Source organism: Streptomyces marokkonensis (assembly GCF_039539045.1).
GTDB lineage: Bacteria > Actinomycetota > Actinomycetes > Streptomycetales > Streptomycetaceae > Streptomyces > Streptomyces marokkonensis.
In genome coordinates this window covers 1-12,293 of record NZ_BAABCQ010000207.1, presented here as the reverse complement: position 1 = coordinate 12,293, position 12,293 = coordinate 1, and the positions used below count along the sequence as shown (strand labels likewise).

Annotated in this window: 12 protein-coding genes and 1 pseudogene; 7 read left to right on the top strand and 6 right to left on the bottom strand. The window is 73.2% G+C overall.

Annotation, left to right across the window (positions count from 1 at the left end):
• The first annotated feature begins 86 nt into the window (after window positions 1-86).
• Window positions 87-734, top strand: coding sequence for a biliverdin-producing heme oxygenase (locus tag ABEA26_RS32250; RefSeq protein ID WP_345597142.1), 648 nt, complete (start codon window positions 87-89; stop codon window positions 732-734).
• Between the two features lie 61 nt (window positions 735-795).
• Here ABEA26_RS32250 and ABEA26_RS32245 read toward each other — a convergent pair whose 3' ends face one another.
• Window positions 796-1,416: a TetR/AcrR family transcriptional regulator gene (locus ABEA26_RS32245; RefSeq protein WP_345597141.1), complete on the bottom strand. Its 621-nt coding sequence runs from the start codon at window positions 1,414-1,416 to the stop codon at window positions 796-798.
• A 128-nt stretch (window positions 1,417-1,544) separates the two neighbouring features.
• Between ABEA26_RS32245 and ABEA26_RS32240 the strand changes: the two genes are divergently transcribed.
• On the top strand, window positions 1,545-2,369 hold the full coding sequence (locus tag ABEA26_RS32240; RefSeq protein ID WP_345597140.1) for an SDR family oxidoreductase: 825 nt from the start codon (window positions 1,545-1,547) through the stop codon (window positions 2,367-2,369).
• A 66-nt stretch (window positions 2,370-2,435) separates the two neighbouring features.
• Here ABEA26_RS32240 and ABEA26_RS32235 read toward each other — a convergent pair whose 3' ends face one another.
• From ABEA26_RS32235 to ABEA26_RS32225, 3 genes are all read right to left on the bottom strand, one after another.
• A complete protein-coding gene (locus tag ABEA26_RS32235) occupies window positions 2,436-3,080 on the bottom strand; it encodes a PhzF family phenazine biosynthesis protein (RefSeq protein ID WP_345597139.1) in 645 nt (214 codons plus the stop codon).
• Window positions 3,081-3,226: 146 nt separating this feature from the next.
• Window positions 3,227-4,798 carry an HtaA domain-containing protein gene (locus tag ABEA26_RS32230; protein ID WP_345597137.1) on the bottom strand — a complete coding sequence of 524 codons (1,572 nt, stop codon included), beginning with the start codon at window positions 4,796-4,798 and terminating at the stop codon, window positions 3,227-3,229.
• Window positions 4,799-4,857: 59 nt separating this feature from the next.
• Complete coding sequence (locus ABEA26_RS32225) at window positions 4,858-6,363, bottom strand: HtaA domain-containing protein (protein WP_345597134.1); 1,506 nt, start codon at window positions 6,361-6,363, stop codon at window positions 4,858-4,860.
• Between the two features lie 102 nt (window positions 6,364-6,465).
• Between ABEA26_RS32225 and ABEA26_RS32220 the strand changes: the two genes are divergently transcribed.
• The 5 genes and pseudogenes from ABEA26_RS32220 to ABEA26_RS32200 all read left to right on the top strand — a co-directional run bounded on the left by ABEA26_RS32220 (window position 6,466) and on the right by ABEA26_RS32200 (window position 10,655).
• Window positions 6,466-7,542, top strand: a complete 1,077-nt coding sequence (locus ABEA26_RS32220) for a heme/hemin ABC transporter substrate-binding protein (protein WP_345597133.1) — start codon at window positions 6,466-6,468, stop codon at window positions 7,540-7,542.
• Window positions 7,539-8,654 carry a FecCD family ABC transporter permease gene (locus ABEA26_RS32215; RefSeq protein ID WP_345597132.1) on the top strand — a complete coding sequence of 372 codons (1,116 nt, stop codon included), beginning with the start codon at window positions 7,539-7,541 and terminating at the stop codon, window positions 8,652-8,654. The genes ABEA26_RS32220 and ABEA26_RS32215 overlap by 4 nt, the downstream gene beginning before the upstream one ends.
• Window positions 8,651-9,517: a heme ABC transporter ATP-binding protein gene (locus tag ABEA26_RS32210; RefSeq protein ID WP_345597131.1), complete on the top strand. Its 867-nt coding sequence runs from the start codon at window positions 8,651-8,653 to the stop codon at window positions 9,515-9,517. The genes ABEA26_RS32215 and ABEA26_RS32210 overlap by 4 nt, the downstream gene beginning before the upstream one ends.
• 3 nt (window positions 9,518-9,520) lie before the next feature.
• A pseudogene (locus ABEA26_RS32205) lies at window positions 9,521-9,643 on the top strand (iron transporter); the annotation flags it as partial.
• A complete protein-coding gene (locus ABEA26_RS32200; RefSeq protein WP_345597130.1) occupies window positions 9,618-10,655 on the top strand; it encodes an SCO2278 family lipoprotein in 1,038 nt (345 codons plus the stop codon). The pseudogene ABEA26_RS32205 and the gene ABEA26_RS32200, both read left to right, overlap by 26 nt.
• Window positions 10,656-10,707: 52 nt before the next feature.
• On the opposite strand, the gene ABEA26_RS32195 is transcribed toward ABEA26_RS32200, so the two are convergent.
• Together ABEA26_RS32195 and ABEA26_RS32190 are read right to left on the bottom strand one after the other, a co-directional pair.
• Complete coding sequence (locus tag ABEA26_RS32195) at window positions 10,708-11,439, bottom strand: bifunctional DNA primase/polymerase (protein WP_345597128.1); 732 nt, start codon at window positions 11,437-11,439, stop codon at window positions 10,708-10,710.
• A gap of 192 nt (window positions 11,440-11,631) precedes the next feature.
• Window positions 11,632-12,282, bottom strand: coding sequence for a TetR/AcrR family transcriptional regulator (locus ABEA26_RS32190; RefSeq protein WP_345597143.1), 651 nt, complete (start codon window positions 12,280-12,282; stop codon window positions 11,632-11,634).
• Between the last annotated feature and the right edge of the window lie 11 nt (window positions 12,283-12,293).

Sequence of the window (12,293 nt, the reverse complement as noted above, 5' to 3'; positions counted from 1 at the left end):
GCCGTGGCCCTTTCCGGCCGTTTTTGCCGACAGGGCGTCGGGAAAACCATTGACTTAGGTGAGCCTAACCATAGAAAATCGGCCCCATGGACTCCTTCTCGACCCTCATTCGCACGGCCTCCCACGAGCAGCACGTGGAGGCGGAGACCTCCACCTTCATGAGCGACCTGCTCGGCGGCCGACTCGGCGTCGACGCGTACGCTCGCTACACCGAGCAGCTGTGGTTCGTCTACGAGGCCCTGGAGGCCGGCGCCGAGCGGTTGGCTTCCGACCCGGTGGCCGGGCCGTTCGTCCAGCCCGAGCTGATGCGGCTGGCCTCGCTGGAGCGGGACCTGGCGCATCTGCGCGGACCCGGGTGGCGCACGGGGCTGACCGCCCTGCCCGCGACCGAGGCGTACGCGGCCCGGGTGCGCGAGTGCGTCGAGCAGTGGCCGGCCGGATACGTCGCCCACCACTACACGCGCTATCTCGGCGATCTGTCCGGCGGGCAGATCATCCGCGACAGGGCGGAGCGGACGTGGGGCTTCACCAAGAAGGGCGACGGGGTCCGCTTCTACGTCTTCGAGGAGATCACCAACCCGGCCGCGTTCAAGCGCGAGTACCGCGGGCTGCTGGACGGCATCCGCGCGGACGACCTGGCCAAGCAGCGGGTCATCGCCGAGTGCAAGCGGGCCTTCGCCCTGAACACGGCGGTCTTCCAGGGGCTGGGTGAGGAGTTCCCGCTCTCGGCGTGACCACCCGGGCGGCCACCGGAGCACGGCCGCGCCCTCGCTCGTCCGGCGCGGCCCGGCCCGGTCACCTCCCGGGCGAGGGCGCGGTCAGGCCCGCGGCCAGGAAGGCGACGACCGTCTCCGCCGCCGGGAAGGACGGCTCGGCGGCGCCACGCCCCACGGCGTGGGGCCGCCCGTAGAGCTGCAGGAGCAGGGTGAACGCGAGCCGCCATCGGTCGGCGACCTCGTGCACGGTGAGATGAGGCAGCGCCCTGCCCAGCATGACCTCGAAGGGCGCGCTGCCGAACCAGGGGACGTTCAGGCGTGGCGGGTCGGCGTCCAGGCAGGTCTGGGCGAGCAGGCTGCACAGTACGCGCCCCCGCGGGGAGCGGACCATGTCGTCGAACGGCTCCACCAGGATCCTGGCCAGCGCCGTCATGTCGATCCGGGGCGGACCCCCGTCGTCCGAGACGGCGGTCTCGGCCAGTTCCTCCAGGCGGTCGCCCCACCGGGGCCCCAGCTCCCGTTCCAGGAGCGCCGCCACCAGGCCGTCACGGGATCCGAAGTGGTAGTGGGTGGCCCCGGGATTCAGGCCCGCCTCGCTGTTGATGGCACGGACGGACACCTGATTCACCCCGTGGGCGAGGAAGAGCTTCTCCGCCGCGTCCAGCAGCCGGTCCCTGGTAGAGGACGTTTCATCCGCCATGGGGCTCATTGGAGCACACTGTCGGGGAGTACTCTTCAATCACTGATTGGATGCTGATTGGGGGGCTGGACAGCGCCGCCGCGCGGCTGCCCCACGCCTCCCTCCCCCGACTTTGAGAGGACTCGACCATGGGTACCCACGTCGTCACCGGAGCCGCCTCCGGGATGGGCGCCGCGACCGCCCGCGTGCTGCGCGAAGCCGGCCACACGGTCATCGGGATCGATCTGCGCGATGCCGACATCACCGCCGACCTCGGCACCGACGAAGGCCGCGAGGCAGCGGTCTCCGAGGCGCTGGAGCGCTGCGCGGGCCGGCTCGACGGAGTGGCGGCCGTCGCGGGTGTCGGACCCTCGATGCCGGACGCCGGCACCGTCGTCTCCGTCAACTACTTCAACCCCGTGCGCCTGCTGGAGGGGCTGCTCCCCGCACTCGCCGCGTCCGGCGCGGGGCGCGTCGTGGTGATCGGCTCCAACTCCTCGACCACCGTCCCGATGATCGACGACCAGCTCGTCGGGCACCTCCTCGCCGGCGACGAGGAGGCGGCCCGCGAGCACGCCCGCGCGGCCCAGGACGCGGCACCCGCCGCGGTCCGGGCCACTTCCCCGACGATCTCCGCCTACGCGACCACCAAGTTCGCGCTGGCCCGCTGGGCCCGGCGGACCGCCGTCACCCCCGAATGGGCCAGGCGGGGTGTCCTGCTCAACGTGGTCGCCCCCGGGGCCGTCGTCACCCCGCTGATGCTCGCCGGCGGCCGTCCCGAGGACCTGGACGCGGACGCCTTCCCCACGCCCATGCCGCTCGGCGTGTTCGGCAACCCGGAGGACATCGCCTTCTGGGTGCACCAGTTCCTCCGTCCGGAGGCCCGTTTCACCACCGGCGCCGTCCTCTGCGTGGACGGCGGCACGGACGCCGCCATGCGCCCCGACGCCCAGCCCACGGCGATGACCGTCTGACCCGGTTCCGCAGGCCGGACCGCCCCCGGCCGCAGGCGCTCACCGCTGCCCGGGCCGGCGGCGGCGTCAGCGTTCCAGGTACACGCGACCGCCGATCTCCGTCCAGCCCTGCGGCTGCGGTGCCGTGAGGATCTGTGAGCCCGTGCCCTGCGTGATGTTCAGGGCGCGTCCCAGCCGATCAGTGAGCAGGAGGGCGGCGGCACCCGTCGCCTCGTCCTCGTCGACGCCGTCGTCCCGTCCCGGGAAGGCACGGGCGCGGACACGGCCCGCCGGCTCGTCGTCCCAGGCCCAGGCGTAGACCCACTCCCCCTTCGGGGGCACGCCGAGGTCCTCCACCTCAGCGGCGGTGGCGTACTGGCGCAGGGTGCGCGGGGGCACCCACTCCGCCCGCGCCTCGATCCAGCAGAACTCCCCGTCCTGCCGGGCGCCCACCACTCCCGCCGGGGTGACGAGTTCGGGCACGTCGAGCAGCCAGGCCGTGCCGACGCAGGGGTGCCCGGCGAACGGCAGGCGCAGGGTGGGCGTGTAGATGTCGACGACGCCGCGCTCGGGGTCGTCGACGAACGCGGTCTCGCTGAAGCCTAGTTTCGCGGCGAGCTCCTGCCGCCCGGCCCGCTCCGGCAGCACGGAGCCGTCCCGGACGACACCGAGTTCGTTGCCGTATCCGCCGTTCGGCGCGCAGAAGACGCGCAGTACGTCGTAGTCAGTCACCGGGGCATTCAATCAAGCGTCGCTCCGGCGGCGGGCCGGCAGACGGCGCTGTCGGGCGAAGCCCGAGGCCCGAGGGCTCCCTACGCCCGCCCGCCCTGCCCACCCCGCCCGCCTGCCCCGCCCGCCTGCCTGCCTGCCCCGCCCGTCTACGGCTGCGTCCGCCGCTTGCGTGCCGCGAACACCGCGCCCGCGCCGATCGCGACCGCGACGCCCGCCGCCGCGCCCAGGGCCGGCCCCGGGATGTCCGCGCCGGTGGAGGCCAGGCTGCCGCCACCGAGCGCGCCGCCCGTGGTCGAGCCGGTGCCGCCGATGGTGGAACCGGTGCCACCGGTCGTCGAACCGGATACGCCGCCGGTGCCGCCCGTCCCACCGCCCGTACCACCTGTTCCGCCGGACGTGCCATTGCCGTCGCCGTCCGGCAGTCGCGCGTCGTCGCTCAGCGCCACGGACAGGTCTACGGCGTCGAGCTCCGTGCCGGCCTGGTAGTTGCCGAAGATCTTCGCGCCGGCGCCGGTGAGCGTGGCCGCGACGCCGTCGACGGTGACGACGTCGTTCCGGGCGGTCAGGTCGGTGGACTTGGCCTTGAGGTCGGCCAGGGCCACGCCCTCGGTCCGCGTACCGAGGCTGTTCACGTCGGCGGTGAGCTTGCCGGTGCCGCCGTCGAGGGTTGCCTTGAGGTTGCTCAGGGTCAGGTCGAGGCCGTAGACACCGTGCGTCTCGTGGCCCTTGAAGTTCACGGCACCCCGGAAGGAGGCGGTGACCCTGTCGGCGTCCGTGTCGTAGGTGCCGGTGGCGTTCTTGAAGGTGAAGGCGCCGTTGTCGGCCGCCTGGACGGCCCCGCCCGAGACAGTGATCTCGCCCTTCGCGTAACCGTCGACGACGTACGTGCGGAAGGACTCCTTCACGCCCCAGCCGAGGGTGCCGTCGGCTATCTCGCCCTTGGTGGGGGCTTCGGCGGCGGGAGTGGAGGGCGTGGTGGCGGAGGGGGACGCGCCGGTGCTCGCGGTCGGGCTCGGCGCCAACGAGGTGGTCCCGGTGGCCGTCGGCTCGGGGTCCTCGGGCTGCGTCCGCGTCGCCGTCGGGGTGGGGCCGGTGGTGGGGGCCTGCGTGGTGGGGGCCTGCGTGGTGGGTGGGGGGCTGGGCGCCGGCGGTGTCTTCCGCGTCACCGTCAGCGGGTCGCCCGCCACGCCGCCGTAGCTCGCGCTGCCGAAGACCTCCGCGGCCTCCTCGGTCAGCGTGGTCGCCATGTCCTCCATCTCGCGGGTGACGGCGACCGTGGCGAGCGGCACGTCGTCCTCGGTGGTGCCGCCCCGGGTCACGTCGGCGGTGATCTCGGCGTCCTTGCTGTCGAACCGCACGTCCGACAGCGTGAGCGCGAAGCGGTGCGCCTTGGACTCGATCGCCAGGCTGCCCTCGAAGGCGAGGTCCACGGTGTTCGCGGTCGACTCGTAGGAGCCCTTGCCGTCGACGAAGGTGAAGGCGCCGTTGTCGGCGGCCTGCGTCGCGCCGTCGGCGGGGGTGAAGCTGCCCTTGGCGAAGGTGGCGACGTAATTGCGGTACGACTGCTTGATACCCCAGGTCAGTTCGTAGTCCTTGAGCGGTACCTCGGCCGCCGAGGCGGTGGTCGCGCCGGCCGTGGCGAGGGCGGTGGCGCCGAGCGCGGCGGCCGTCGCCACGGCGGCGGCGAGTGCGGTGGTGCGGCGTCGTCTGACGGGCATGGCTCGGTTCTCCTTGGGTGACGGGGGCCGCTGGTGGGCGGCGGCCAGGTGTCGTGGGTTCAGGCCTCGTCCGAGGGACCCGAAGGGGACGTGGGAGACGAAGGGGCCGCAGAGCCCGAAGGGGGCACGGGGGACGAAGGCGATGTGGGGGACGTGGCGGGCCTGGTGCGGCGCCTGCGGACGGCGACGGCCACGAGCGCCGCCGCCACCAGCAGAAGGGCACCGGCCGCGAGGGAAACGGGCAGAGCGGGGAAGTCGCCGTCGGCGGTGGCGCTCGCGACGGGTTCGGCGGAGGTCTCGGGCTCGGTGGTCCGCTTCGGCTGCGGGCTCGCGCTCGCGCTCGCCGTGGGCGCGCTGCCCAGATCGGGCAGAGCGGGCAGTTTCGCGTCGGCGGTGAGGGCGACGGCCAGGGAGACCGGGTCCATCCCGGTGCCCGCCCGGTACATGCCGCCGAAGGCCTCCGCGCCGCGCGCGGTGAGTTTCGCGGGGGCCTCGGTCACCCGGACCAGGCCGTCGGCCGGCTTCAGGTCCTCGGCGGTGAAGGTGACCAGGGGGACCTCCTCGCCGGTCAGGTCCGGGCTCTTCACGTCGGCGTACAGCGTGCCCCTGCCGTCCTCGACGGTGGCCCGTACGCCGCTGAGGCTCAGGTCGAGGCCGTGCGCGCCGGTGAAGCGCACCGCACCCTCGAAGGCGGCGGTGAGGTCACCGTCCTCGTACGTCCCCTCGCCGCCGGGGAAGCGAAAGAGGGCGCCGCCGTCCTGGGCGCCCTCGGACAGCGCCCACTTGCCGTCGGCGATGTCGCCGGTGACGTACTCGCGGAAGGTGCGGCGCACGCCCCAGTCGACGGCGCTGTCCTCGATCGCACCGGTCGAGCTCCGCTCGGGGCTCGGCGACTTCTCCGTCCTGGTGGGTGTGCTCGGCGGCTGCTTCTCCTGCCGGCGCACGGGAGTCCGCACGTCCGCCGACAGGCTGACCGGGTCGAGAGCGGTCCCGGCGGTGTAGTACCCGGCGAAGGAGGCGGCGCCCTCGGTGGTGAGGGTGGCGGGCAGGTTGTCGAGGGCCACGGAGTCGCCGCCACCCCTCATGTCGATGCCACCCAGGGAGAGGGAGGCGAAAGGCACCTGACGGGACGTCGTGACCGCCCCGGTGTCCTTCGCCCTGCTGACGACGTCCACGTGGAGCGTGCCGGTGGAACCGGAGATGCTCACGCTGGGACGGCTGATGGTGAGGTCGAGCTGATACGCGCCCGCGCCGGTGCGGTGGCCGAGGAAGTGGACGCCGCCGGAGAAGGCGGCGCGGAAGGCGCCCGTGTCGCCGTCGTAGGCGCCGGTCGCCGAGTGGAAGCGGAAGGCACTGCCACCGACGGTGGCCGCTCCCCCGGTCAGGGAGTAACTCCCCTTCGCGACGGGCCCGGTGACGTAGCTCTGGAACGACGACTTGATGCCCCAGTCGAGCCGTCCGCCCTGCACGGTCCGGTTCTCGGCGTGTGCGGCGGTCGCTGGGAGCAGGGCTCCGAGGACCACCGCGCACAACACGGTGACCAGGGCGCGTAGACGGGCGGGCATGCGAAGTCCTCCGGATCGGGGGGCCGGTAGCGAACGAAGGTAAGGCTAACCTAAGCTCTAGCCGACTGATACTGGCGGTCGACGAGAGGAACGGACACCACCGTGCGACGCTTGCGAAACCGACTGGCGGGAGCACTGCTGTCCGTGCTCGCCCTCACCCTGACCGCGACCGGATGCGGAGGCTCCTCCGGCGCCGTGTCCGACGCGGCGTCCGACGCCGGGACCGGCTCGGGCGCCGCCGCGAAAAGGAACCCGGTCGCCGGCCGGGTCGAGCCGCTCGCGAAGGCTCCGGTACCCAAGCTCCCGGTGACCGTCCGTTCCGCCGACGGCGAGGAGGTGACGGTGGAACGGGCCGAGCGCGTGGTGCCCCTGTCCGGGAGCCTCAACGAGATCGTCTTCACGCTCGGCCTCGGCGACCGGGTCGTCGCCCGGGACGTCACCGCCACCTTCGAGCAGGCGGCACGGCTCCCCGTGGTCACCCGGGGCCACGACGTCTCCGCCGAGAGCGTGTTGTCACTCAGGCCGGACCTGGTGATCGCCGAGACCACCACCGGGCCGGAGGAGGCCGTCGGCCAGATCCGCGCCGCCGGTGTGCCGGTGCTGTTCGTCGAGGCGGCGAGGGGCCTGGACGACGTGGGCCCGCGCATCCGGGCGGTCGCCGGCGCACTCGGCGTACCGGCGGCCGGGAAGGAACTGACGCGGCGCTCGGAGGATCGGATCACGCACGTCCGCAAGGGCGTCGAGGACGTCTCCCACGGCGACCGGCCTCGCGTCGCCTTCCTCTACCTGCGCGGCTCGGCCTCCGTCTACCTCATCGGCGGCGAGGACTCCGGCGCCGGCTCACTGATCGAGGCGGCCGGGGCGGTGGACGCCGGGGCCGCGTCTGGCCTGGAGAAGGACTTCACCGCCATCACCAGCGAGGCGCTCGTCAGGGCGGCGCCCGACGCGATCCTCGTGATGAGCAAGGGACTCGAGTCGGTCGGCGGCGTCGACGGACTGGTGAAGATCCCCGGTGTCGCCCAGACCCCGGCCGGTATGGACCGCCGGATCGTCTCGGTCGAGGACGGCGTACTCCTCAACTACGGCCCGCGCACCGACCAGGTGCTGAAGTCGGTCGTGGCCCAGCTGTACGGCGCGGACGGCGACAGCGGCGAAGGCAGTGAAGGCGGCGACCGATGACCGTACTGGACAAGCAGGCCCACCCCCGAACGCCCGCCGGGCCGCCCCCGTCTCCCTCCCCGTCCCAGCCCCCGTCTCGCGGCCGGCAGGCCACCCCCTGGCTGCTGACCGCCGCCCTGACCGCCGGTCTCCTCGTCCTCGTCCCGGTCGCGGCCGGTACCGGCGCCTACCCGGTCCCGGTCGGCGACGTACTCGGCTCGCTGCTGCATCGGACCGGGCTCGGCGGTACGGAACTGGACCGGGTCGCCGAGTCGGTGCTGTGGAACGTGCGCTTCCCGAGGATCGTGCTGGCGCTGCTCGTCGGCGCCTCGCTGGGCTGCGCGGGCGCGCTGATGCAGGGCGTGTTCGGCAATCCGCTCGCCGAGCCGGGGGTCATCGGCGTCTCCTCGGGCGCGGCGGTCGGCGCGGTCGCCGCCATCGCGTTCGGCCTGAACTTCCTCGGCAACTGGACGGTGTCCGTCTTCGCCTTCGTCTCCGGTCTGGTCACCGTCCTGGTGGTGTACGCGATGTCCCGCTCGGGCGGCCGTACGGAGGTCGTCACGCTGATCCTCACGGGAATCGCGGTGAACGCCTTCGCGGGCGCGTTGATCGGGCTGTTCCTGTTCTTCGCGGACACGGCGGCGGTCAACCAGATCACCTTCTGGCAGCTGGGCTCGCTCGCCCAGGCGACCTGGCCGAAGGTACTGGCGGTACTGCCGTGCGCGGCGGTCGGTCTCGGGCTGGCCCCCCTGTACGCCCGCCGGCTCGACCTCCTCGCGCTCGGCGAACGCCCGGCCCGGCACCTGGGCGTGGACGTGGAACGGCTGCGGATCGTGCTGGTCCTGGTGATCGCGCTGCTGACCGCGGCGGCCGTGAGCGTGGCCGGGGTCATCGGCTTCGTCGGACTCGTCGTCCCGCATCTGCTGCGGATGGTGGCGGGCCCCGGGCACCGCTTCCTGATTCCGGGCAGCGCGCTGCTCGGCGCGCTCGTGCTGCTCGCCGCCGACCTGGCCGCCCGTACGGTCGCGGACCCCGCCGAGCTGCCGCTCGGGGTACTGACGGCGCTGCTGGGCAGCCCGTTCTTCTTCTGGCTGCTGCGTCGCACCCGGCGCCGGCAGGGAGGTTGGGCATGAGAGACGTGAGGCTGCGGGTGAAGCTGGCGCGGCTGGTGCCGCCCCGTCCGGTGCCGCCGCACCCGGCCGTGCCCGGCGACGTTCTCGCCGAGGCCGACGGCCTGCGCGTCCGCCTCGGCGGGCGGCCGGTCCTGGACGGCGTGGGCGTCACCGTCCGCGCGGGTGAGGTGTTCGCCCTGGTCGGCCCCAACGGTGCGGGCAAGTCCACCCTGTTGGGCGCTCTGGCCGCCGACGTCCCGGTCGCCGAGGGCGTCGTACGCGTCCATGGCCGCCCGGTGGGCGAGTGGTCCGCGCCCGAACTCGCGCTGCGCAGGGCCGTGCTGCCGCAGTCCGCGTCGCTGTCCTTCCCGTTCCCGGTGGAGGAGGTCGTCCGGATGGGGCGGGCGCCCTGGGCGGGGACCGGCCTGGAGGACGAGGACGACGCGGCGGTGGCCGAGGCGATGGCGCGCACGGAGGTGACGGGCTTCGCCGGACGGCCGTTCTCCGCGCTCAGCGGCGGCGAGCGGGCCCGGGTCGCGCTCGCCCGGGTGCTGGCGCAGCGGGCCTCCCTGCTGCTGCTCGACGAACCGACCGCGGCACTGGACCTGCGCCACCAGGAACTTGTGCTGCGACTGTGCCGGGAGCGGGCGCGGGCCGGGGACGCGGTGGTCGTCGTACTGCACGACCTCTCACTGGCGGCGGCATACGCGGACCGGGTCGCGGTCCTGCGCGCCGGCCGGGTCGCGGCCGACGGGACGCCGGCGGAGGTCCTCTCCGAGGGACTGCTGTCCGAGGTCTACGACCAGCCGGTTGAGGTGCTGCCGCACCCGCGCACGGAGACGGTACTGGTCGTTCCCCGACGGGAACCGTGGCGGGCACCGTGACGGGAGGTCACGGTGTGGCCGCTGTACCCGGTCCCGGCGTCCGGACGCCGCCTCGCCCCGGTAGGGTTCGCCTCCGGGAAGGGGAAGGTGAAGGAACCTGATGAGCAGGGATCGCGGCCCTCGTAGGCCCCGCAGGCTTGGCAAGTGCGCTTTCATATCCGCCTCGGTGACCACTTTGTCGGTCACGGCGAGCGGCTGCGTCGTGGTGCACGGCGAGCGCGAGGTGCTCCCGGCGACCACCCGGGCCGAGGCCGCGAAGGTGCTCCAGGAGTTCACCTCCGCGTACAACGCGGCCGACAAGGCGTACGACGCCTCCCTGGACGCCGAGCACACCACCGGCGCTCTCGCCGCCATCGACTCAGCGCGGCTGAAGGCGGGCCGGGCCAACAACCCGGACGGCAACGCGTCGCACACGCCGCTGGAGCTGACGGACGCGGAGTTCACCATTCCGAAGAAGGCGGGCTGGCCGCGCTGGTTCGTCGCGGACGCCGAGGGCAACAAGGGCGGCGACGCGCGCTGGGTGCTGGTCTTCACCCGCGACGGCCTGGAGGAGACCTGGCAGGCGGCGTACCTGACGCTGGTCGCCCCCGACAGGATGCCCGAGTTCAAGACGGACCCGGACGGCTGGGCCGAGGCCGTCCCCGCGAACTCGACCGACCTGGCCGTTGCGCCCGCCGACCTGAGCAAGGACTACACGACGTACCTGAAGGACGGCGGCAAGACCTTCGCCGACGGCGCCCACACGAGCTCCTGGCGGGAGTTGCGCGAGAAGCGCTCGACCCGGCCCGGCCTGGTCACCCAGTACATCGACGAGCCGCTGACGAACGGCGACTACGCGCCGCTGGCGCTGCGCACGAAGGACGGCGGGGCGCTGGTGTTCTTCACCACGCGGCACTTCGAGAAGCAGACCGCCGCGCAGGGTGCGTCCGTGCCGACGCCGAACAAGGACGTGCTGGCGCTGACGGACGGCGAGATCAAGCAGTCCCTGACGATGGAGTTCGTCTCCAACGAGGTCGCGCTCGACCCGGCGGACGGCTCGGGGGGCGGTTCCGGGGACAGTCCCGGGGACAGTTCCGGGGACGGCCAGGTGTCGGTCCTGGGGCGGGTCCAGGGGCTGACGTCGGCGAAGGGCGAGTAGCCGCCGGTGACGCCGTGCCCGCTCAGCGGGGCGGATGCCGGGCCGGGCACGCTCAGCGACGCAGGGGCCAGGCCGTTCCCGCGTGATCGCTCTCCTCGCCGGCGTGCCGGGCGCACGCGTCGGTGAGGGTCTCCAGCAGGGTCAGCGGGTCCGGCAGCGGGTGCTCGGGGCCCCGCACCCAGCGCACCGCCCGGTCCTCACCGGGCAGACGGGCGGGCGGTACGAGGACGTAGGAGCCTCGGCAGTGCCAGCGCAGCCCGGGATGCTCGTCCATCGTCTCGGGGTGGCAGTCCAGCTCGCAGGGCCACCATTCGTCCTCCTGCACGGGGGTGCCGCGGGTGAGGGTGAACAGCAGCATGCGGCCGTCGTCGCTCTCGGCGACCGGGCCGACCTCGATACCGGCGTCGAGCAGGCGCTGAAGCGCCTCGCGACCGGCCTGGAGGGGGACGTCGAGGACGTCGTGCACCATGCCGGTCGCGGTGATGAAGTTGGCCTCGGGCTGGTGGCGGGCCCAACGCTCGATCTGCGCGCGGTCGGTGGTGGACTGCGTCTGCCAGGCGAACGACACCGGGTGCCGGGCGGGAGTGGGACAGCCGACGCGGTCGCAGGAGCAGCGGTATCCGGCCGGGTGCGCGGCGGGCGCCAGAGGCAGTCCCACACCGGCGGCGGCGAGCAGCAGATCCTCCCGGCCACCGTCACCGGGGGCCTCCTTGGGGCGGCGTCCGCGCAGCCACTGGGAGAGTTTGCCCTGCAGACCACTCCGACCGCCGAACTCCGCGCTCATCTATCCCCTTCGCCTCGCCTCGTGCGCACCAGCATGCCCTATGGTCGCACCATTCCGCGCTTCGGGGCCGGGAAGGGACAAACTTCCCTGGTCAGCCTTCCCTGGCCGGCCCTTTCCTGGCCGGCCCTTTCCTGGCCGGCCCTTCCCTGGCCGACTCTCCCAGGCAGGCCCTTCCTGGCCGACCGCTCGCGATCACCGCGGGGAGAGACCGTGGAGCGCGTAGTCGACGAGCGTGTCGGTGTACTCGTGGGAGATCGGGCCCGTGCGCTGCAGCCAGCGCTGGGCGAGCGGCGAGACGAAGAGTTCGAGGGCGATGCGTGGGTCCATCTCCGGGCGGACCTCGCCGGCGTCCTGCGCCGCGCGGAGCCGGTCGACGAAGAACTGGAGCGACGGCTCCAGGAGCTCGGCCACGAACTCCCGGCCGAGCTGCTCGTTGACCACGCCCTCCGCGGCGAGGGCGCGGTAGGGGGCCTCGAACTTCGGGTCGCCCAGCTCGTCGACGGTGGAGCGCAGCACGGACTTGAGGTCGGCGGCGAGGTCGCCGGTGTCCGGCATGCCGTGGCTCTGCTCCCCGGCGGCCTGCACGGCCTGTTCACCGAGGTCGAGGAAGGCCTCCAGCAGGACGTCGGCCTTCGAGGACCACCAGCGGTAGATGGTCTGTTTGCCGACGCCGGCGCGGGTGGCGATGCCCTCGATGGTGGTCCTCGGGTAACCGACCTCCGCGACGAGCGCGAGGGCCGCGCTGTAGATGGCCCGGCGGGACCGCTGACTGCGGCGGGTGGCGTCGGGGTGCTGCCTGTCGGGGGCGGGTGTCGGGACGTGGGCTGGTTTCTGGGCGGCCATGGCTCGAATTT